Origin of the sequence: Burkholderia latens (genome assembly GCF_001718795.1) — a bacterium.
Classification (GTDB): domain Bacteria; phylum Pseudomonadota; class Gammaproteobacteria; order Burkholderiales; family Burkholderiaceae; genus Burkholderia; species Burkholderia latens_A.
The window spans coordinates 3101140-3122269 of the sequence record NZ_CP013435.1 but is presented as its reverse complement, the minus strand read 5'-3'; the positions used below and the strand labels follow the sequence as shown (position 1 = coordinate 3122269).

21 protein-coding genes are annotated in these 21130 nt (G+C 68.6%); 6 read left to right on the top strand and 15 right to left on the bottom strand.

Going from position 1 to position 21130, the window contains the following annotated elements; all coding sequences use genetic code 11:
• Positions 1–66: 66 nt before the first annotated feature.
• The 7 genes from WK25_RS14460 to WK25_RS14430 all read right to left on the bottom strand — a co-directional run bounded on the left by WK25_RS14460 (position 67) and on the right by WK25_RS14430 (position 6394).
• On the bottom strand, positions 67–285 hold the full coding sequence (locus WK25_RS14460) for a hypothetical protein (protein WP_040142345.1): 219 nt from the start codon (positions 283–285) through the stop codon (positions 67–69).
• Positions 285–740 (bottom strand): hypothetical protein, encoded by a 456-nt coding sequence (locus WK25_RS14455; protein WP_059544605.1) that lies wholly within the window; start codon positions 738–740, stop codon positions 285–287. Before WK25_RS14455 ends, WK25_RS14460 begins: the two co-directional genes overlap by 1 nt.
• Before the next feature lie 51 nt (positions 741–791).
• A complete protein-coding gene (glmS, locus tag WK25_RS14450; protein ID WP_040142341.1) occupies positions 792–2609 on the bottom strand; it encodes a glutamine--fructose-6-phosphate transaminase (isomerizing) in 1818 nt (605 codons plus the stop codon).
• 54 nt (positions 2610–2663) lie between these two features.
• Positions 2664–4025, bottom strand: coding sequence for a bifunctional UDP-N-acetylglucosamine diphosphorylase/glucosamine-1-phosphate N-acetyltransferase GlmU (gene glmU / locus WK25_RS14445; protein WP_040142340.1), 1362 nt, complete (start codon positions 4023–4025; stop codon positions 2664–2666).
• Positions 4026–4160: 135 nt separating this feature from the next.
• A complete protein-coding gene (ttcA, locus tag WK25_RS14440; RefSeq protein ID WP_069241833.1) occupies positions 4161–5171 on the bottom strand; it encodes a tRNA 2-thiocytidine(32) synthetase TtcA in 1011 nt (336 codons plus the stop codon).
• The gene (locus WK25_RS14435; RefSeq protein WP_040142336.1) at positions 5168–5572 is read right to left on the bottom strand and encodes a dihydroneopterin aldolase; all 405 of its coding nucleotides are present in this window, start codon (positions 5570–5572) and stop codon (positions 5168–5170) included. Before WK25_RS14435 ends, ttcA begins: the two co-directional genes overlap by 4 nt.
• A gap of 78 nt (positions 5573–5650) precedes the next feature.
• Positions 5651–6394, bottom strand: coding sequence for an SDR family oxidoreductase (locus tag WK25_RS14430; protein WP_069241832.1), 744 nt, complete (start codon positions 6392–6394; stop codon positions 5651–5653).
• 13 nt (positions 6395–6407) lie between these two features.
• Between WK25_RS14430 and WK25_RS14425 the strand changes: the two genes are divergently transcribed.
• Both WK25_RS14425 and WK25_RS14420 read left to right on the top strand, forming a co-directional pair.
• Entirely contained in the window at positions 6408–7598 is a 1191-nt protein-coding gene (locus WK25_RS14425) for a class I SAM-dependent methyltransferase (protein WP_069241831.1), read from the top strand.
• Positions 7599–7606: 8 nt separating this feature from the next.
• A complete protein-coding gene (locus WK25_RS14420) occupies positions 7607–7801 on the top strand; it encodes a DUF2905 domain-containing protein (protein ID WP_069241830.1) in 195 nt (64 codons plus the stop codon).
• A gap of 83 nt (positions 7802–7884) precedes the next feature.
• On the opposite strand, the gene WK25_RS14415 is transcribed toward WK25_RS14420, so the two are convergent.
• The 6 genes from WK25_RS14415 to WK25_RS14390 all read right to left on the bottom strand — a co-directional run bounded on the left by WK25_RS14415 (position 7885) and on the right by WK25_RS14390 (position 14917).
• Positions 7885–8106: a hypothetical protein gene (locus WK25_RS14415; protein ID WP_034208564.1), complete on the bottom strand. Its 222-nt coding sequence runs from the start codon at positions 8104–8106 to the stop codon at positions 7885–7887.
• A gap of 98 nt (positions 8107–8204) precedes the next feature.
• Complete coding sequence (locus WK25_RS14410) at positions 8205–9113, bottom strand: carbohydrate kinase family protein (protein ID WP_040142325.1); 909 nt, start codon at positions 9111–9113, stop codon at positions 8205–8207.
• Positions 9110–10390, bottom strand: coding sequence for an AGE family epimerase/isomerase (locus WK25_RS14405; protein ID WP_040142323.1), 1281 nt, complete (start codon positions 10388–10390; stop codon positions 9110–9112). The genes WK25_RS14410 and WK25_RS14405 overlap by 4 nt, the downstream gene beginning before the upstream one ends.
• A complete protein-coding gene (locus WK25_RS14400) occupies positions 10387–11406 on the bottom strand; it encodes a LacI family DNA-binding transcriptional regulator (RefSeq protein ID WP_069241829.1) in 1020 nt (339 codons plus the stop codon). The genes WK25_RS14405 and WK25_RS14400 overlap by 4 nt, the downstream gene beginning before the upstream one ends.
• 352 nt (positions 11407–11758) lie before the next feature.
• Positions 11759–13597, bottom strand: a complete 1839-nt coding sequence (locus tag WK25_RS14395) for an EAL domain-containing protein (protein WP_069241828.1) — start codon at positions 13595–13597, stop codon at positions 11759–11761.
• Between the two features lie 276 nt (positions 13598–13873).
• A complete protein-coding gene (locus WK25_RS14390) occupies positions 13874–14917 on the bottom strand; it encodes a bile acid:sodium symporter family protein (protein ID WP_069242007.1) in 1044 nt (347 codons plus the stop codon).
• A 346-nt stretch (positions 14918–15263) separates the two neighbouring features.
• Here WK25_RS14390 and WK25_RS14385 point away from each other — a divergent pair, with 346 nt between their 5' ends.
• The 3 genes from WK25_RS14385 to WK25_RS14375 all read left to right on the top strand — a co-directional run bounded on the left by WK25_RS14385 (position 15264) and on the right by WK25_RS14375 (position 18312).
• Entirely contained in the window at positions 15264–15758 is a 495-nt protein-coding gene (locus WK25_RS14385; RefSeq protein WP_069241827.1) for a peptide-binding protein, read from the top strand.
• A 345-nt stretch (positions 15759–16103) separates the two neighbouring features.
• Positions 16104–17180, top strand: a complete 1077-nt coding sequence (locus tag WK25_RS14380; RefSeq protein WP_040142314.1) for a porin — start codon at positions 16104–16106, stop codon at positions 17178–17180.
• Positions 17181–17352: 172 nt separating this feature from the next.
• Entirely contained in the window at positions 17353–18312 is a 960-nt protein-coding gene (locus tag WK25_RS14375; RefSeq protein ID WP_040142312.1) for a LysR family transcriptional regulator, read from the top strand.
• A gap of 125 nt (positions 18313–18437) precedes the next feature.
• On the opposite strand, the gene WK25_RS14370 is transcribed toward WK25_RS14375, so the two are convergent.
• Positions 18438–19397: an NAD(P)H-dependent flavin oxidoreductase gene (locus tag WK25_RS14370; protein ID WP_069241826.1), complete on the bottom strand. Its 960-nt coding sequence runs from the start codon at positions 19395–19397 to the stop codon at positions 18438–18440.
• Positions 19398–19673: 276 nt separating this feature from the next.
• Between WK25_RS14370 and WK25_RS14365 the strand changes: the two genes are divergently transcribed.
• On the top strand, positions 19674–20570 hold the full coding sequence (locus WK25_RS14365) for an alpha/beta fold hydrolase (protein ID WP_069241825.1): 897 nt from the start codon (positions 19674–19676) through the stop codon (positions 20568–20570).
• 51 nt (positions 20571–20621) lie between these two features.
• Here WK25_RS14365 and WK25_RS14360 read toward each other — a convergent pair whose 3' ends face one another.
• Positions 20622–21113 carry an Lrp/AsnC family transcriptional regulator gene (locus WK25_RS14360; protein WP_059544617.1) on the bottom strand — a complete coding sequence of 164 codons (492 nt, stop codon included), beginning with the start codon at positions 21111–21113 and terminating at the stop codon, positions 20622–20624.
• Positions 21114–21130 lie beyond the last annotated feature (17 nt).

Here is a 21130-nt window from a genome sequence, read left to right as displayed (position 1 = left end):
CCGCGGGGCGGACGAAGCAAGGGGCGTCGTCGACGCCCCTTTTTTACATCCGTTGCCCGTCGCCGCTCAGCGGTGACTGTCGATCCACGCGCGCGCCCATTCGAGCCCGGCCTCGCGCGCTTCGTCCTCGGTGTCGAACACACCGAGCACGCCCGATGCTTCGACGAGCCGGTTGTTCTGCGTGATCGTGCCGCTCGCCGCGAAGCGCTCGGGTTGCAGGATCTCGTCCTGCTGCAGGATCGAATGGCCCCAGATCTGGTAGCCGTGATAGGTCTGCGCTTCCATTATCGCGTCACCTCCGCGGAGCGGCTGCGCGTGCCGACGCGCAGCACGTTGCCGTCCGGTGTGTATTGCCGCGGGATATCGGAGAAGTCGGTCGCGCGCGGCGTGTCCGGCGCGACCGGCTGCATTACCGTGAGCCGGCCTGGCTCCGGCTGCGCGACCGGACGCGGAGCGGCCGGCGTTTCGGCCGGCGCGGCGGGCGCACGATGCGGCGCGGCTTTCACGGCCTGCGCGACGCGGCGCTTGTGCGGTTTCGCGGCGGGCTTCGACGGCACGTTCGCATGCTTTTCTGCGGCCTTGCTGCCGGCATGTGCATCCGCACCGCCGCGCGCGGGCAGCGTGCGCGCCGCCGGCGCGCGGGCCTCGGGCGGGTTCCAGACCTCGACGTAATGCTCGGCCGCCCAGCCCGTCGACGCGACGCTCAGCGCCAGCAATCCGCATCCAAACAGTCTTACCATTGTCTCTCCGTCAGTCTCGTCGGCGCGCCGGACTGCGGCTGCGCCGACTGCTTACTCGACCGTCACCGACTTCGCGAGATTGCGCGGCTTGTCGACGTCGGTGCCGCGCGCGCATGCGGTGTGATACGCGAGCAGCTGCAGCGGCACGACGTGCAGGATCGGCGACAGCTGCCCGTAGTGTTCCGGCATCCGGATCACGTGCAGGCCGTCGTCGTTGACGATCTGCGTGTCCGCATCCGCGAACACGTACAGCTCGCCGCCGCGTGCGCGCACTTCCTGCATGTTCGACTTCAGCTTCTCGAGCAGCGTGTCGTTCGGCGCGACCGTGACGACCGGCATCGCTTCCGTGACCAGCGCGAGCGGCCCGTGCTTCAATTCGCCGGCCGGATACGCTTCCGCGTGGATGTACGAGATTTCCTTCAGCTTCAGCGCGCCTTCGAGCGCGATCGGGTAGTGCAGCCCGCGGCCGAGGAACAGCGCGTTTTCCTTGCGCGCGAATTCCTCCGACCACGCGATGATCTGCGGCTCGAGCGCGAGTACGCTGTTCAGCGCGGCCGGCAGGTGGCGCAGCTCCTTCAGGAATTGCGCTTCCTGCACGGCGTCGACATGCCCGCGCAGCTTGCCGAGCGTCGCCGCCAGCACGAACAGCGCGACGAGCTGCGTCGTGAACGCTTTCGTCGACGCGACGCCGATCTCGGTGCCCGCGTGCGTCAGGAACTGCATCTCGGTGAGCCGCACCATCGCGCTCGTCGCGACGTTGCACACCGCGAGCGTATGCGGGTGGCCGAGCGACTGCGCGTGCTTGAGCGCGGCCAGCGTGTCGGCCGTTTCGCCCGACTGCGAGATCACCAGCACGAGCTGGCGCGGGTTCGGCACCGACTCGCGGTAGCGGTATTCGCTCGCGATCTCGACCTGCGTCGGAATCTTCGCGATCGATTCGAGCCAGTACTTCGCGGTGAGCCCGGAGTAGTAGCTCGTGCCGCACGCGAGGATCAGCAGGCTGTCGATGTTCGCGAACGCGGCGGCGGCCGCGTCGCCGAACAGCGTTGCGTCGAATGCCTCGGTTTGCGGCACCGTGTCGCTGATCGCGCGCGGCTGCTCGAAGATTTCCTTCTGCATGAAGTGGCGATAGGGCCCGAGCTCGACTGCGCCGCCGTATGCGCTGACCACGCGGATCTCGCGCTGCACGAGCGCGCCGTGGCGGTCGACGATCTTCACGCCGTCGAGCGACAGTTCGCAGACGTCGCCTTCCTCCAGGAACGTGAAGCGGTCGGTGCTGCCGGCCAGCGCGAGCGCGTCGGATGCGAGGAAGTTCTCGCCGTCGCCATGGCCGACGACGAGCGGCGAACCCTGGCGCGCGCCGACGACGGTATGCGGCTCGTCCTTGTGCGTGACCGCGATCGCATACGCGCCGTGCAACTGCTGCACGGCTTCGCGCACCGCGTCGAACAGGTTGCCGCGATACAGGCTGTGCACGAGGTGCGCGATCACTTCGGTGTCGGTCTGCGACACGAATTCGTAGCCCTTCGCGCGCAGCGATTCGCGCAGCGTCTCGAAGTTCTCGATGATGCCGTTGTGCACCAGCGCGAGCGCGTTCGACGAGAAGATCGGGTGCGCGTTGTGCGTGACGGGCGCGCCGTGCGTCGCCCAGCGCGTGTGCGCGACGCCGGTCGCGCCTTCGAGGTGCGATTCGCGCACCTGCGCATCGAGATCGGCGACACGCGCGACGCTGCGCGCGCGCTTCGGTGCGCCCGGTTCGAGCACGGCGACGCCGCACGAATCGTAGCCACGGTATTCGAGGCGCCGCAATCCTTCGATCAGCACCGGAACGATATTACGCTGCGCAACTGCGCCGACAATCCCGCACATGAATGGTCAATCCTGTAAGTCGACGCGGGCGCCGCGCTGGCGCCCGCAAAAGGTTCAGCTCTTCTTCTTGACCGGGCGGACGTAGCCGCTCTTCGCGGTCTGCGTCTTCTCGTTCAATGCGAGGACGCCTTCGGCGACGTCCTTCCAGATCGTCGTGCCGGCCGCGATCGTCACGCCGCGGCCGACGCGCACCGGCGCGACGAGCTGCGTGTCCGAACCGACGAACACGTCGTCCTCGATCACGGTGCGGAACTTGTTCGCGCCGTCGTAGTTGCAGGTGATCGTGCCCGCGCCGATGTTCACGCGCGCGCCGATGTCGGCGTCGCCGATGTAGGTCAGGTGATTCGCCTTCGAGCCGTGGCCGATCACCGCGTTCTTCACCTCGACGAAGTTGCCGACGTGCGCTTCGTCGGCCAGCTGCGCGCCCGGGCGCAGCCGCGCGTACGGGCCGATCACGGTGCTCGCGCCAAGTTCGGCGCCGTCGATGTGCGTGAATGCGTCGATGCGCGTGCCCGCGCCGATCGACGCGTTGCGGATCACGCAGTTCGCGCCGATCGTTACGTTGTCGGCGAGCGTCACGTTGCCTTCGAACACGCAGTTCACGTCGATCGACACGTCGCGGCCGCAGCTCAGCGTGCCGCGCACGTCGATGCGGGCCGGATCGGCGAGCGTGACGCCGTCGACGAGCAGTGCGTCCGCCACATTGCGCTGGTGAATGCGCTCCAGCTCCGCGAGCTGCGCCTTGCTGTTCACGCCGAGCGTTTCCCAGTCGTCGTCGGGCTGCGACGTGACGATCTCGAAACCGGCCTCGATCGCGAGCTCGACGACGTCGGTCAGGTAGTACTCGCCTTGCGCGTTCTCGTTCTTCAGCGCGCCGAGCCACATCGACAGCTGCGCCGTGGGCGTGACGATGATGCCGGTGTTGATCTCGGCGATCTTCAGCTGCTCGGGCGACGCGTCCTTCTGCTCGACGATGCGCGTGACGAAGCCGGACGCGTCGCGCACGATGCGGCCGTAACCGGTCGGATCGTCGAGCGTGACGGTCAGAATCCCGTAACGGCCGTCGCGCGCGGCGTCGACGAGGCGCCGCAGCGTCGACGCGCGCGTGAGCGGCACGTCGCCGTACAGCACGAGCGTCGGCTGCGCGGGATCGAGCAGCGGCAGCGCCTGGCGCACCGCGTGGCCGGTGCCGAGCTGCTCGGCCTGCAGCGCGAACTGCACGTCGGGCGCGGCGACCGCGGCCTGCACCTGCTCGGCGCCATGACCGACGACGACGACGAGCCGCGACGGCTGCAGCGTGCGCGCGGTGGCGATGACGTGGGAGAGGAGCGGCCTGCCGGCCAGGGGATGGAGCACTTTCGGCAGCGCGGAACGCATCCGCTTGCCGGTGCCTGCCGCCAAAATCACGATATTCATGGCGCCAGCTTGTCTGAGGAGTTCGTAGCCGTCCATTTTAGCATGCGGCCCCTCGCGTTCCGGGCCTGTCGCGGCGCGGCGACAGTGCCGGAACGGCGCGCCCGCGGCCCGTTCCGGCCGGCGTTGGGGCCCTGCTTACAGGTCGTCGAACTGGACGATCGAGATCGGCCGGGCCGCGCCAGGATTCGCGGCGCCCGGTGCGCCGAACTCGTCGCCCGATGCGCACGGCTCCTCGTCGAATGCCATGTCGCCTTGCGGATCGGCAACGCCCGTCGCGCGCAGCGATGCGAACGGGAACTGCGTCGTATCCATCAGATGCGACGGCACGATGTTCGCGAGCGCGCTGAACATGTTGTCGACACGGCCGGGGAAGCGCTTGTCCCATTCGCGGATCAGCGCCTTCATTTCCGCGCGCTTCAGGTTCGGCTGGCTGCCGCACAGGTTGCACGGGATGATAGGGAACTCGCGCAGCTCCGCGTATTTCTCGAGATCGGTTTCCTTCACGTACGCGAGCGGGCGGATCACGACGTTTTTACCGTCGTCCGACTGCAGCTTCGGCGGCATGCCCTTCAGCTTGCCGCCGTAGAACATGTTGAGCAGCAAGGTCTGCAGGATGTCGTCGCGGTGATGGCCGAGCGCGATCTTGGTCGCACCGAGCTCGCCGGCCACGCGGTACAGAATCCCGCGGCGCAGCCGCGAGCACAGCGAACAGGTCGTCTTGCCTTCGGGCACGAGCCGCTTGACGATGCTGTAGGTGTCCTGGTTCTCGATGTGGAACGGCACGCCGATCCGCGTCAGGTACTCGGGCAGCACGTGCTCGGGGAAGCCCGGCTGCTTCTGGTCGAGGTTGACCGCGACGATGTCGAAGTCGATCGGCGCGCGCTCGCGCAGCCGCAGCAGCACGTCGAGCATCGCGTAGCTGTCCTTGCCGCCGGACAGGCACACCATCACCTTGTCGCCCTGCTCGATCATGTTGTAGTCGCCGATCGCCTGGCCGACCTGGCGCACGATCCGCTTGAACAGCTTGTTGTTCTCGTATGCTTCCTTCTGCTCGCGGCGCGTCAGCGCGCAGCGCCCGGATTCGGCAACGGTGGCTTCGATGGCGACGCCGTCGGCCGCCGTGTCGTTCGTGTGGGGGGCGTTCATGCGCGCTCCTCGTCCTTGATGCGAAAGACTTCGACGCCGACGGCGTCGCAGTCCGGATAGGCGTCCGGTTTCTCGGTACGGACGCGTACCGCGCGCACGGTGTCGTGCGCCAGCAGGGTCGCGGCGATCGCGTCGCACAGCGTTTCCTGCAGATGAATGTGGCCGCGCGCGAGGCACTGCGCGACGCTCTGCTTCATCAGGTCGTAGTCGACGACTTCATGCAGCCGGTCGTCGACGGGCGTCGACTGCGCAAGCGGCACGAACAGGTCGACGTTGATGACGACGCGCTGCTCGCCGCGCTTCTCGTGTTCGAAGGCCCCGATGTTGATGTGCACCTCGTAGTCGCGCAGGTAGAGCCTGCGGCAATCCGCGAGGCGGGGGTGCAGGAGAGCGGAAAACATGGTCGTCCCAGTCAAATTGGCGTGCGTGCACGCAAAGCGGCGCGGGCGGCGGCGGTCGGGCCGCGCGCGCCGCGCAGTTCAGTCATTCGGGCCGGCAGCGGGCGGCACCAGGTGCTCGCCGCCGTCGACGGTCAGCGTCGCGCCCGTCACGCCGGGCGCGCTCGCGAGATAGCAGGCCGCTGCCGCGATGTCGTTCACGTGCGGCGCGTGGCCGCGCACGAGCGCCGCGACGCGCACCTTCGGCGCGAGTGCCAGCGCCAGCGCCGAGGTCGCGCGGTTCAGCGCGGCCTGCATCAGCGCGTGCGACAGCTGCGCCGGCGCCGGGTGAAACAGCGCTTGGTCCAGCACGTGGATCGCGCACGCGCGCAGCGATTCGTCGTCGCGCGCGGTGTCAGGTGTCGCGTCGGCGCGCGCGCGCGCGAGCGCGAGCGGCGCCGTCACGTTGCGCGCCAGCGCACCGGCGAGCGACGCGGCGTCGGCCGTGTGCGCGTCGTCGGTGCTGGCGCACGCGCTCACGAACACGACGCAGGCCGGCCGGCCCAATACGGCGGCGCACGAGGCGACGAGCGCGGCGGCGTCGGTCTCCAGGGCCAGATCGGCGTCGAGCACGGCCGCGCGGCGGCCGCGGGCCGCCACTTCGGCGACGAGCGCGTCGGCGGCCGCGCGCGGCGCGTCGGGACTGCGCTGCAGCGCGACGTCCCAGCCGCGCTGCGCGAATCCGTTCGCGAGCGCTCGACCGAGCGACGCGGCGTCGGCCGCGCTGCCCAGCGCGCCCGCGACGAGCGCGATGCGCGGGGGCGACGTATCGGCTGAAACGGTCATTTACAATGCCGGGATGAACCCGAAAGCTCACGAACCCGCTAGTTTACCTGCTCCCGGCCCTGACGCGCTCGCGCAGTCCGAAACCCTCGCCGCGCAACTGCGCGACGAGATCGCGGCGGCGGGCGGCTGGCTGCCGTTCGACCGCTTCATGGAGCGGGCGCTGTACGCACCCGGCCTCGGCTATTACAGCGGCGGCGCGCGCAAATTCGGCCGCCGCGCCGACGACGGCAGCGACTTCGTGACGGCGCCCGAACTGTCGCCGCTGTTCGCGCAGACGCTCGCGAACCCCGTCGCCGACGCGCTGGCCGCGAGCGGCACGCGCCGCGTGATGGAGTTCGGCGCAGGCACGGGCAAGCTCGTGGCCGGGCTGCTCGCGGCGCTCGACGCACTCGGCGTCGAACTCGACGAATACCTGATCGTCGATCTGTCAGGCGAACTGCGCGAACGGCAGCGCGATACGATCGCGGCCGCGGCGCCCGCGCTTGCGGCCAAGGTCCGCTGGCTCGACGCTTTGCCCGAGCGCTTCGACGGCGTCGTGATCGGCAACGAGGTGCTCGATGCGATGCCGGTGCGCCTGTTCGCGAAGGCCGGCGGCGCGTGGCTCGAGCGCGGCGTCGCGCTCGATGCGCGGCATGCGTTCGTGTTCGACGACCGGCCGGTGGACGCGGCAGGCCTGCCGCCGGTGCTCGCTACACTCGACGTCGACGACGGCTACGTGACCGAGACGCATGAAGCCGCGCTGGCGTTCACGCGCACCGTGTGCACGATGCTCGGGCGCGGCGCGGTGCTGCTGGTCGACTACGGCTTTCCCGCGCACGAGTACTACCACCCGCAGCGCGACCGCGGCACGCTGATGTGCCATTACCGCCACCACGCGCACGACGACGCATTCCTGTACCCGGGGCTGCAGGACATCACCGCGCACGTCGAATTCACCGGCATCTACGATGCGGGCGTCGCGACCGGCGCCGACCTGCTCGGCTACACGTCGCAGGCGCGTTTCCTGTTGAACGCCGGGATTACCGACGCGCTCGCCGCGATCGACCCGTCCGACATCCACCAGTTCCTGCCGGCCGCGAACGCGGTGCAGAAGCTGATCTCGGAAGCGGAAATGGGCGAGCTGTTCAAGGTGATCGGGTTTTCGCGCGGCATCGACGGCACGCTCGACGCGTTCGCGCGCGGCGACCGCTCGCACGCGCTCTGAACCGCGGCATGTTGCGCTGGCTGATGGCGTCGTTCGTCGCCGTGATGATCCTGACGCGCTGCTGGCCGTGGCTCGGCAAGCTCGGGATCGGGCGGCTGCCGGGCGACGTCACGCTGACGCTCGGCGGGCGGCGTTATCCGTTTCCGTTCATGTCGACGCTGGTGCTGACGATCCTGGTGTCGATGGTGGCGCGGCTGCTCTGAGCCGAACGGCGGCGCGTCGCGGACGGGCCGCGGCGCGCGCATGACCGGCGGCCGATGACGGCGCGCGCATTGCAGCTCGCGCCCTACAATTCGATCTCGCCGAGGATCCTGTGCGCGAGCGCCTTCGCTTCCTCGAACGCTTCTTCCTCGCTCGAACTCGTGGTGTGGACGTCGTAGCGCATGTTTTCCGTCTCGTCGCCGTCGTCCCGCGCGAGGATCACGTAGCCCTGGAACTGGCCGTTGTCCGCCCGGTGCGTATGCGCCTTGGCCGTGTAGATGCCTTTGGTGAACGTGTTCGTGTCCATCGTGCCTCTCCCGCAATAGGACACTTCATCGTAGCACTGCGGCGCAGCATGTACAGCGCCGCTTATCGGCGACCGATCGGCGCGACGTCAGCGTGCCGTCAACGTTCCAGCAGCGCGACGACCTCGTCCAGCGTCGGCGCGTGCGCGCCCGTATGCCGGCACGCGGCGGCGCCGGCCGCGAGCGCGAACGCGAGATGGTCCCGCCACGACCGCTGCGGCGCGGCCATCAGGCTGAATAGCAGGCCGCCGATCGACGCGTCGCCCGCGCCGACGGTGTCGACCACCTCGACGCGCGGCGGGCTGGCCTCGAGCACTTCGCCATCTGCATGGAGCGTCGCCGCCTGCGCGCCGCGCGTGACGAGCACAGCCGCATCCGGATTCAGCGCGCGCACGGCCGCAATCGCCTCGGGGCCGTCGCCGCCGAACAGGTGGCGCAGATCCTCGTCCGACACCTTGATCAGGTCGGCGAGGCCGGCCATCCGCTCCAGCGTCGGCCGGAACGCGGCCGTCATCAGGTTCCGGTAGTTCGGATCGAAGCTGATCTTCACGCCGCGCGCATGCAGGTCGGCCGCGAGCGCGACCAGCGTGCCCGCCAGCGGCTCGCGCACCAGGCTGATGCAGCCGAAGTGCGCCCATTTCACGTGCTCGGTCCAGCCGGACGGCAGCCGTGACGGGTCGAACGCGAGATCCGCGCTCGCGTCGCCGATGAAGAAGTACGCGGGCGGACGCGTCTCGTGGACGATCGCGAGCAGCGGCGCACGCGGCACGCGCTGCAGGAAGCGCAGGTCGAGCCCGGCCGCCTCGCTCGTGCGCCACAGTACGTCCGAGAAGCAGTCCTCGCCGATCGCGCCGGCAAGCGCGCTCGGCACGCCGAGCCGCGCGACCGCGCGCGCGACGTTCCAGCCGGCGCCGCCCGGCACCGACGTCCACTGCGCGTCGCCTGTGCGCACCATGTCGGTCAGGATGTCGCCCGCCGACACGAAAGCCGGAAACGTGCCGCCGCTCATTGCGTCGGCTCGCTGCGCGCCGCGCGCGCGAGGGTCGCGAGCACGTCGTAGCACGCGCCCATCGTGTGATAGTCGGTCTTGCCGGCCGGGCTCTTTTCGTCGCTGTACTTGCGGTTGTCGCAGGTGAGGATCCGGTACCACGCGCCGTAGCGGTGATCGACGAAATGCGCCCAGCTGTAGCGCCAGATTTCGTCGTACCAGTCCCAGAAGCGTTCGGCGCCGGTGCGCGCGCCGAGCATCGCGGCTGCCGCGAAGGTTTCCGCCTGCACCCAGAAATACTTGTTGTGGTCGCAGATCGTGAAGTCGGGGCCGAAGCCGTAGCAGAGGCCGCCGTGATCGGCATCCCACGCGTGCGTGAGCGCCGCGTCGAACAGTTCAGCCGCGCGCGGCACGAGCCAGTCGAGCGGGCGGTGCCGCTCGAGGATCAGCAGCAGCTTCGCCCATTCGGTCTGATGGCCGGGCTGGAAACCCCACGGACGGAAGATGTTCGAACTGTCTTCCTTGTTGTAATCCCAGTCGACCGACCAGTCGGCATGGTAGTGCTCCCATACGAGGCCGCCCGACAGCGCGGCCTGGCGCTGCGTGATGTGGGTCGCGAGCTTTTCCGCGCGATCGAGATAGGTGACGTGGCCGGTTGCGTCGTAGGCCGCGAGCAACGCTTCGGTCATGTGCATGTTCGCGTTCTGCCCACGGTACGACGACACGTTCCAGTTCGGCGTCGCGTCGTCGGCGTAGAGGCCCGCGGCCGGATCCCAGAAGCGGTGTTCGGCGAGTTCGTAGGTCGATGCGATCAGCGGGCGCGCTTCGTCGATGCCGGCCATCGTCGCGTGCGCGGCCGCCAGCAGCACGAACGCGAGTCCGTAGCAGTGGCGCGTGCCGTCGAGCGTCGCGCGCTTGCCGCCGTCGCGCCAGTCGAGTTCCCAGTCGTAGCCTTGAAGCGTGTCGTCCCAGTGCGCGTCGCGCAGGAAGCGCAGCCCGTGGCGCGCGTACTCGAGATGGCGCGGATCGCCGAAGTGCCGGTACGCCATCGCGTAGTTGAAGACGAACCGGCAGCTGCTGACGAGGTGCCGCGACGTGCGGTTGTAGACGCTGCCGTCGTCGCGGAAGTAGTGGTAGAAGCCGCCCGTCGGGTCGAACGCGTTCGTCGCATAAAAGCGCAGCGTGTCCTCGACGTGCGACAGCAGGAACGACGGATCGCGGAAGCTCGCGACGAACGGTGCCGCTTGCGCGTGGCTGGCCGGCGCGGCGGCGCGGGATTGGACCGGGGGCATGTTCATGACTCTTGGACCGTGGCGGTATCGAATGCCGGTGAGCCGGCGGGCTGGCTGCTGGCCCGCACGATCAGCTCGACGGGCAGGGAGATCTCGGTGTGCTCGGGCGATTCCGCGAGCAGCAGTTCGACGCCGCGGCGGCCGAGCGCTTCCTTGTCGACGGCGAGCGTCGTGAGCGGCGGATTCGCGTGCGCGGCGGCCGGGATGTCGTCGAAGCCGACGATCGCGATGTCTTCCGGAACCCGCACGCCGCGGGCGATGCACACGCGCTGCGCGGCGAGCGCGGCGGCGTCGTTGTATGCGAACACCGCGTCCGGGCGCGGGCCCGGCGCGTCGAGCAGCTGCTGCATCGCCCGCGCGGCGCCGGTGTCGGGATCGAGCCCGGCGTCGATCGTCACTTCGTACGCGGGATCGAACAGCCGCCCGGCCTCGAAGAACGCGCGCCGATAGCCGATCGCGCGCTGCGCGATGCTGTAGTGCGCGGCCGAGCCGCCGATGAACGCAATCCGCGAGCGGCCGGTGGCGAGCAGATGGCGCATCGCGAGCGCCGCGCCGGTCGCGTTGTCGATGTTCACCGAACGCAGGCCGGGCGCCCACAGGTCGATCAGCACGAGCGGCCGGCCGATCGCCGCGAGCGCCTCGATCGTCTCAGGCTCGATGAAGCCGGCCACCGCGATCGCATCGGGCGCGTGCGGGCGCATCTGGCGCAGCACGTCGTCGTTCGGCCCGACCGTGAGCAGCGTAGGCACGATTCCGCGCTCGCGGCAGGCGTCCTCGACGCCGTGCAGCACGTGCGAGAAGAACGGACTCGCGGGAAAGCGGTTGTGCTGCCGGTGCAGCAGGAACGTGAGCCGGCGGATGCGCGGCCGAAGCTGCGCCGGGTCGTAGCCGAGCCGCTGCGCGATCTCGACGATCCGCGCGCGCGTGGCCTCGGACAGGCCGGGCTGGTTCTTCAGCGCGCGGGAGACGGTGCCGATCGAGACCTCTGCCGCTCGCGCGACGTCGCGAATGGTGGTGCCCATCGTTCGGGTCCGGTTTGTTTAGGGTGACGGCGATTGTATAGTAAAACTCGCTGCTCAATTCGGGCCGGATAACCGGGGAATACCCGAAAATAGTGCATTTTTCGGCGCTAATCTGCGAAAACGCCGTAACTAAAAATACTAAACAAAACGCGAAAAAGGCAAGGTGATCGCGCGCAAGCGGCGCGAGGATGCCCGCCTCATCACGCACGTTGGGCACGCGGACGCGGGAGGTTCTGGCGTTCGGCCGGCCATCAGCGAAGCAGAAGCGGCCAGAAGGGGAGGCGCGACCTTGCCGGAGAAGCCGCTGCTGTCTGGGGCTCGGCAACCGGCGCGGGAAGGCTCGGGGCTGCCTTCAGTCCACCGCCGCGTTCGGCGGTTCGCCGCGCGCGCGCAGCGCCGCGCGGCCCGCGTCGAGATCGACTACCGCGAGGCCGTCCGGCTGCTGTTTCGCGCGCCGCTTCGCGAGCGCCGCGACCGACGCGATTTCGTCGCTGCCGTAGCGCATCGTGCCGTTCGCGCCGGCCGGCACGCCGACCGCGCCGATCGCCATCGTCACGAACCCGAAGAACGCAGGATTGCCGTGGCGGTCCTCGCCGCGCAGGCCGCCGGCCTCCCGGTCGGCCTGCGTGTAGAAGCGCTGCGCCCCTTCGTTGAAGCGCGCGATCGCGTCGGCCGCGCGCGTGCGCCAGTCGTCGCGCTGGAACAGCACGAGGAAATCGTCGCCGCCGACGTGCCCGAGAAAGTCCCGTTGCGGATCGCACACCCCGGCCAGCACCGTCGCCGCGAATTTCAGCACTTCGTCGCCCTGCCAGTAGCCGTACTGGTCGTTGAACGGCTTGAACTGGTTCAGGTCGACGTAGCACGCATGGAAGCCCGCGTCGCGCGCGAGCAGCCGGTCGATATGCGCGCTGATCGGGATGTTGCCGGGCAGGAACGTCAGCGGATTCGCGTAGCGTGCGGCCTCGATACGCATCTCCGTCACCGCGCGCACCAGGCTCTCGCCGGTGCCGAGCCCGACGTAGCGGCCGTGCTCGGTGATCACGAAGCCGTCCGCGAGGTAGCGCTGGTCGTGTCTCGCGAGCAGCGTCGCGAGTTCCTCGACCGTCGTTGCGTTGTCGATCATCAGCGGCGCATCGTTCGCGAACTGCAGACACGGCTTCTTGCCGAACACTTCACGGTGGTACGGCAGCGTGAAGCGGTCGATGAAGCCGCGCCGGTTCACGAGCGCGATCGGCCGCCCGGCTTCGACGAGCGCGACCGCGTGCAGCGCGGGCATCCGGTTGAACAGGTCGAGCACGTCGTTGTTGGTTGCGTCGCGCGGCAGCGCCGGCGCGGGCACCAGCATCTTTGCGGCGATCGTGCCGGCAGGCCGCGCGGCGCGGGTCGCGCCGGGAAATACCGCGATGTGCGGCGTGCGGATCGCGTCGCGCGCGGCCGGCGCGACCATCGGCGACGGTTGCGCGTTCGGCCGGCCGAGCAAGAAGCCCTGCACGCAGCAGATGCCCATATCGCGCACGACGATCAGGTCGCACTCGTTCTCGATCCCTTCCGCGATCAGTTGCGCGCCGCTCGCGTGCGCAAAGTGTTGCATCGCGCGGACCGCCTCGAACTTCAGCGGGTCGTGCGCGATGTCATGAATGAAGAAACGGTCGATCTTCACGACGTCCGGGTTCAGCCGCAGCCACAGGTTCATGCTCGCGTTCGCGGTGCCGTAGTCGTCGAGCGCGAACTGGATGCCCGCGTCCCGCAGCGACGCGACGGCCGGCCCGATGCGCGCGACGTCCGGCATCGCGGTCTGCTCGGTCAGCTCGATCACGATGCGCTCGGCGCCGATGCGCGCGCGGCCGAGCCGTTGCCGCACGCGTTCCCGTTCGCGCGCGAGTTGCACGATCGTGCCGGCGCTGAAGTTGAGGAACAGCTTGCCGTCGCAGCGAAGCGCCGCGAACGCGTCGAGGCAGGCTAGCGCGGCGGCCTGTTCAAGCGCGATGGTCGTGCCGTCGCGCGCGGCCTGAGCGAAGAGCGCGGCCGGCGGCTCGAGCTGCGTGCCGCGCGGGCCCCGAATCAGCCCCTCGTAGCCGACGACGGTGCCCGAGCCGAGATCGACGATCGGCTGGAAGACGGCGGCGAGCGCGCGATCCGCGATCAGGCGCGTGGTGACGGCGGCGGAGGAATCGGGATTGGGCGCGGGCATGGACGAGGGCAGCCGAAGCGACGGGACGCCCGACTTAACGGCAGCGCACTCGGGAAGGTTGAATGAATTTTTTGTGACGACGCGCGCGTTCTTGGTGCGCCCCCGCGGTGGGCGAAGCGCTATGGCGGCGAGGTGCTGGGCGTGGGGAAGCGGGGAAGCGGAGAAGCGGAGAAGCGGAGAAGCGGGAGAGCGCAAAGGCGAACGGACAACGATGATCCTGCCATTCCCGCACGATCCTTCAGCGCGGCCCGGCCAGCCGGCCGCGCTCCTCCCGCGTCAACGCTTGCCTGCGTTCAGCGCGCCGCTTGTGCGCGCCGCCGCGGCCGACGCCTTCTCGCCGTCGCGCTCGCCGCTCGTGTCCCGTGCGCCCCAGTGCTGCGCGAGCGCCGCGCATGCCATCAGCTGGATCTGGTGGAACAGCATCAGCGGCAGCACGATCGCGCCGACCGCGTGCGCGGAGAAGATCACCTTCGCCATCGGCACGCCGGCCGCGAGGCTCTTTTTCGACCCGCAGAAGATGATCGTGATCTGGTCGGCCCGATTGAAGCCGAGCCGCTTGCTGACGACGGTGGTCAGCACCAGTGCGATCAAGAGCAGCACGACGTTGACCACCAGCAGGCCGCCGAGTGCGCGCGCCGGAATCTGGTGCCACAACCCCTGGTTCACGGCTTCGCTGAACGCGACGTAGACGACGAGCAGGATCGATCCTTGGTCGACGAAGCGCAGCACGCCGCGGTTGCGTTCGATCCAGCCGCCGATCACGGGGCGCAGCAGCTGACCGGCGATGAACGGCACGAGCAGCTGCATCACGATGCTGCCGACGGTGCTCCACGGCGACGCGGACGCCGCGGACTGCGACGTGATCATCAGCCCGACGAGCGCGGGCGTGACGAAGATGCCGAGCAGGCTCGACGCGGACGCCGCGCATACGGCGGCCGGCACGTTGCCCTTCGCGATCGACGTGAACGCGATCGACGACTGGACCGTCGACGGCAGCGTGCACAGGAACAGCACGCCTGCATACAGCGCGGGCGTGACGAGCGGCTGCAGCACGGGCTTCAGCGCGAGGCCGAGCAGCGGAAACAATGCGAACGTGCTGAGCAGCACGACCGCGTGCAGCCGCCAGTGGGTCGCGCCCGCGACGACGGCCTCGCGCGACAGCTTCGCGCCATGCAGGAAGAACAGCAGGCCGACCGCGATGTTGGTCGCCCAATTGAACGCGTGCGCGGCCGGGCCGCGGCACGGCAGCAGGCTCGCGAGCACGACGGTGCCGACGAGCGCGAGCGTGAAGTTGTCGGGAACGAAACGGGGACGGGCCATCGGGAAACTCGAAACGAAAATGGCGGGCGCGCACGTCGCGCGCGCGAAGCCGACATTGTCCCGCGCGGTCATTCAATAAACAAATTCATTGTGGGAATCGATTGATGAGCAGGATGCATGAGACGAGTTGGCCGCCGCACCGCGCAACCGGGGCCGGAAAGACAGAAGAATGTTCTGCCGCGATGGCGGCCGGAAGTGAAAAAACCTAGCAGTAACATGGTGTTACACCGATGCCGGCGACCTAACACTTTTTGGCTCGACACCGTTTCGGCCCGCTCATAAATTACTGCTGAAAGGCGGGTGTCGGCTGGAAATGGCCCGCGCCTGCAGGAACAGGCACTGAACGATGACGGAACGGGTGAAACTGAAGGTCGGACGATGGGTGGCAGGCGTGCTCGGCGCGCTGGTGATGCCGCTCGCGCTCGCGCAACCGCCGCACGGCGGTCCGGCGTTCGGCGGCTTCGGCCACGGTTTCGGCCACGGTCTCGGCGGCATTCATGCGGATGGCCAGTCGGCCGGCGGCGCGCCGGTCTGGCGCCGCGGGGCGTCTGCCCCCGGCACGCGGGCCGGCGGCGTGAGCGGCTACGGCCCGCGCTGGGGGCTGCGCCCGACACCGTCTTACGGCCATTACGCGGCGCAGAGTCCATATCGTCCGATCAGTGCCGATTCGCGCCAGATGCCGCGCCCGCCAGGCGGCGGCAACGTCCCGCTGCGCGCGGGTTCGATCCGCGCCGACGTCGCGCGCTACAACGAAGAGCGCGGCGGTCGGCCGCTGCCGCCGCCGCGCGCGCAGGAAGAACCGTCGCGTTCGCCGTTTTTTTCTCCGTTCTACCGAAACTGAGCGCCCCGCGCGTTCGTCCCCTGCCGGCCGTGATGCGGATTCGCCACAGTCGCGCGCAGATTTCCGCTGATTTTCCCGCTGCATTGCGCTATCTTTCGCGCCCGGCACGCGTGCCTCCCGCGGCCGTCCCGTCGCGTGTTCGTCCCGCGCGGGGCCGCCGGGCCGCGCCCGGCCACGTGCCGATGCCGCGAAGTTAATGCCGCCGCTATACCCGCAATAAGTGTGCGCAATTTTGGCGGGACCCATGTTCCGTAAAGATGGCTGCGCCCCACACGACGCAAGCAATCGGCTCCTAAAACAACGCTCGCGCCACTTATCGTTCATTCGACAAAACCTGGAGATCCCATGAAAGCATTCGCTCGCCGTGCGTCGCGCACGTCCGTCAAGCTGATCGCCGCGGCCGCCTGCGTGGCGGCCGCCGCACCCGTCCACGCGCAGTCGAGCGTCTCGCTCTACGGTCAGGTCGACGAATGGGTCGGCGCGACCAAGTTCCCGGGCAGCGATCGCGCATGGAACGTGTCCGGCGGCGGGATGTCGACGTCGTACTGGGGCCTGCACGGCGCAGAGGATCTGGGCAACGGCTACAAGGCGATCTTCACGCTGGAGAGCTTCTTCCGCGCGCAAAACGGCCAGTTCGGCCGCTTCCAGGGCGACACGTTCTTCGCGCGCAACGCGTACGTCGGCGTCAGCTCGCCGTACGGCACCGTGACGGCAGGCCGCCTGACGACGCACCTGTTCCTGTCGACGATCCTGTTCAACCCGTTCTACGACTCGTACACCTTTTCGCCGATGGTGTATCACGTGTTCCTCGGGCTGGGCACGTTCCCGACCTATCCGAGCGACCAGGGTGCGGTCGGCGATTCGGGCTGGAACAACGCGGTGTCGTACACGTCGCCGTCGTTCGGTGGACTGAATTTCGCGGCGATGTACGCGCTCGGCAACACGGCAGGCGACAACCGCTCGAAAAAGTGGAGCGCGCAGTTCAACTACGCGAACGGCCCGTTCGCGGCGACCGCCGTGTACCAGTACGTGAACTTCAACAACGGCCCGCAGGACCTGAGCTCGCTCGTGACCGGCATGAAGAGCCAGGGCATCGGCCTGGTGGGGGCGACCTACGACCTGAAGTACGTAAAGCTGTTCGGCCAGTACATGTATACGAAGAACGATCAGGTCGCGGGCAGCTGGCACGTGAACACCGCGCAGGGCGGTGTGTCGGTGCCGCTCGGCGTCGGCAACGCGATGGCGTCGTATGCGTATTCGCGCGACGGCGGCGGCCTCGACCAGACGCGCCAGACCTGGGCCGTCGGCTACGACTATCCGCTGTCGAAACGCACGGACGTCTACGCCGCGTACATGAACGACCACATCAGCGGCCTGTCGAACGGCAACACGTTCGGCGCAGGCATCCGCGCGAAGTTCTGACGCCCGGTTCGGCGCCCGCGCGCGAAGCGCCGCGCGTCCCGTCTGTCCGGTTTCGCCCCGAAACGGCGCCGCTGCACGCGGCGCCGTTTTGCGTTTGTTGACCTTCTTGTTGCCGCGGCTTTGTTACCCTATCTCGTAATTGCATGATTCCCAGGAATTGCGAGCTAGTTCGATGGATACCCTCGTCAGCATGAATGTGTTTCGCTACGTCGTCGAAGTCGGCAGCTTCGTCGGCGCGGCTGAGCGCATGCAGATGTCGGCCGCGATGGCGAGCAAGCACGTGATGCATCTCGAGCAGCAGCTCGGCGCGCGGCTGCTGCATCGCACGACACGACGCGTCGCGCCGACCGAGGCGGGCCGCGAATACTACGAGCGCCTCGTGCAGGCGCTGTCGGAACTCGACGAAGCCGGACAGGCGGTCGGCGCGGCTAGCGTCGTCCCGCAGGGCCGCCTGCGCGTGACGTCGCTGTCCGCGTTCGGGCTGCGTCACGTGATGCAGGCCGTCACCGATTATGCGGGTCGGTTCCCGGACGTGACCGTCGACATGACGCTGTCCGACCGCGTGGTCGACCTGATCGAGGAGGGCTACGACGTCGCGGTGCGCGCGGCGCCGAACGGGCTCAAATCGTCGTCGCTCGTCGCGCGGCAGATCGCGACCGCGCACATTCTGCTGGTCGCGTCCCCCGAGTACCTGCAAAAGCACGGTACGCCGCAGACGATCGGCGATCTCGCGCACCACAATTACGTGCGTCGCGATTCGAATTCGACGATGCTCGACACGCTGATGATCGATGCGGCCGCCGCGTCGCGCGTGAATCTGAACGGCAACCTGATCGTGAACCATCTCGAAGGGTTGCGCGCGGCCGTGCTCGCCGGCGCCGGCATCGCACTGCTAGGCACCGAGGTGGTGGGCGACGACATCGAATCGGGCCGGCTCGTGCCGGTGCTGCTGGATTCCGTGCCGCCGCACGAGGCGCCGATCTACGCGGTGTACGCGAGCCGCCGTCACGTGTCCGCGAAGGTGCGCTCGTTCGTCGATTTCCTCGCCGCGCGTTTCGAAGGGCAGTCGCTGTGCCCGTCGATCGAGGCGCGGCTGCGCGTGCTGCCGATCGCGCGGATCAAGCGCGCCTGACCCTGTTCGACCGCCCGCGGGCGGACATGAAAAAAGCGCGAGCCGTTGCGGTTCGCGCTTTTTTGTTCGCGTCGGCTTTCACGCGCGGCGCGGCGGCGGCATGACCCGCCGCCGCTGGGCCGCGATCAGCGTGCGATGCCGAGCCGCGCCTTCGCGTCGTCGTACTCGCGCTTCAGTCGTTCGACGAGCGCGCCGACGCTCGGCAGGTCGTCCATCAGGCCGACGCCCTGGCCGGCGCCCCAGATGTCCTTCCACGCCTTCGCCTTGTCGCCGCCGAAGTTCATCTTCGACTTGTCCGATTCCGGCAGCGCGTCCGGGTCGAGGCCCGCCTTCTCGATGCTCTCGCGGATGTAGTTGCCGTGCACGCCGGTGAAGAGATTCGTGTAGACGATGTCGGACGATTTCGCGTTGAGGATCGCGCGCTTGTAGTCCTCCACCGCGTGCGCTTCCTGCGTCGCGATGAAGCGCGTGCCCATGTATGCGAGGTCCGCGCCCATCGCCTGCGCGGCGAGGATCGAGCCGCCGTTCGCGATCGCGCCGGACAGCACGATCGGGCCGTCGAACATCTTGCGCACTTCGCCGACGAGCGCGAATGGCGACGTCGTGCCCGCGTGGCCACCGGCGCCGGCCGCGACGAGGATCAGCCCGTCGACGCCCGCTTCGAGCGCCTTCTGCGCATGGCGCAGGTTGATCACGTCGTGCAGCACGATGCCGCCGTAGCTGTGCACCGCGTCGACGATCTCGCGCGCCGGCGCGCGCAGGCTCGTGATGAAGATCGGCACCTTGTGCTCGACGCACACGCGCACGTCGTGCTCGAGCCGTACGTTCGACTGGTGGACGATCTGGTTGACTGCGATCGGGCCGATCACCGCGTCCGGGTGCTTGGCCTTGTGGCCGGCGAGTTCGGTCTGAATCTGCGTGAGCCACTCGTCGAGCAGCTCGGCGGGGCGGGCGTTGAGCGCGGGAAATGAGCCGACGATACCCGCCTTGCATTGCGCGAGCACGAGTTCGGGGTAACTGACGATGAACATCGGCGACGCGATGACGGGCAGCGTCAGGTTCTGCAGGACGGCGGGCAATGCCATGTGTTGTCTCCAGTCTCGAGGGCGGCCGCAGCAGGCGCGATCGCGCCGGCGCCGGCTTCATGCTTGGCGGTCGAACTTGCTTCGAGTGTAGCCGCGCGATGAAACATTCATATTAATACGAACGGTCGTGCGATTCTACGCGAGCTTAGCAAACCTCGCGGCGTGACGACAATCGAGTGAGTGTTCTCTTTCTATGGATTCGGGCATCTGGCGCGCGCAGTGCCGGCTCGCGCGCTCCTACAATAGCCGCCATAACAAACCAACGAGAAACAAACCATGTCGTTCGACGCGTTTGCACCGTTTCGCGTGACGGTGCGCGACACCGACATCTTCGGTGTCAAAGGAGGCGCGGGGCCACCGCTTCTGCTGCTGCACGGCCATCCGCAAACCCACATGATCTGGCATCGCGTCGCCGCGACGCTTGCGAATCATTTCACGGTGATCGCGACCGACCTGCGCGGCTACGGCGCGTCGGGCAAGCCACCGAGCGACGCGAGCCACGAACCGTATTCGAAACGCGCCATGGCGGCCGACCAGGTCGCGGTGATGCGGCATTTCGGCTTCGAGCATTTCCACGTGTGCGCGCACGATCGCGGCGCGCGCGTCGCGCATCGGCTCGCACTCGATCATCCGGCGGCCGTCGAGCGGATGATGCTGCTGGACATCGCGCCCACGCTGGCGATGTACGAAAAGACCGACCGCGCGTTCGCGACCGCGTATTTCCACTGGTTCTTCCTGATCCAGCCGGCGCCGCTGCCGGAAACGCTGATCGAAGGCCGCACCGATGCGTACATCGAGCGCGTGATGGGCAACCGTTCCGCCGGGCTCGCGCCGTTTGCGCCGCACGCGCTCGCCGCGTATCGCGCGGCGCTCGCGCAGCCGGGGGCCGTGCATGCGATGTGCGAGGACTACCGCGCGTCGGCGACGATCGATCTCGAACACGATCGCGCGGATCTCGAGCGCGGCAACAAGGTCGCGTGTCCGCTGCGCGTGCTGTGGGGCGCGAACGGGATCGTCGCGCGCTGCTTCGATCCGCTCGACGAATGGCGGCGCGTTGCGCGCGACGTCAGCGGCCGCGCGCTCGATTGCGGGCACTACATTCCGGAAGAGGCGCCCGTCGCGCTGATCGACGAGCTGCTCGCGTTCTTCGACGCGCGCGACGAGGCCGCGTGAGCCTGCGGGGGGCGCGGCGCGTGGCGCGCGTCGACGGTCGGTGCGCGGGGCTCAGCGCCGCGCCGCATCGTCTTCGGCGAGCGGCGGCAGACGGCGCGGCACCGGCGTCGACTTCACGATCGCCGTGCTCGTCTCCGCGCGCTCCGTCACCTTCGACAGGATGTCGTCGAGATGCTCGATCGTCCGCAGGTACAGGCGGCAGATGAAGCAATCCTCGCCGGTTACCTTGTCGCATTCGACGAATTCGGGAATCCGGCGCAACACCTCCTCGACGAGATGCAGCTGCCCGGGCAGCGGCTTCACGCGGACGATCGCCTGCAGCGTGTAGCCGAGCGCGCGCGGATCCAGCTCGACGGTGAAGCCCGCGATCACGCCCTGCGCCTCGAGCCGCCGCACGCGGTCGGCGGTCGCGGGCGCCGACAGCCCGATCTGCCGCGCCAGTTCGCTGGTCGCTATGCGGGCGTCGTCGGCAAGCGCCGCGAGGATCGCGCGGTCGGTCGCGTCCAGTGACGCAACGGCGGGCGGGGAAAGGCGTTTCGACATGATCGCTTTGCTTTCGA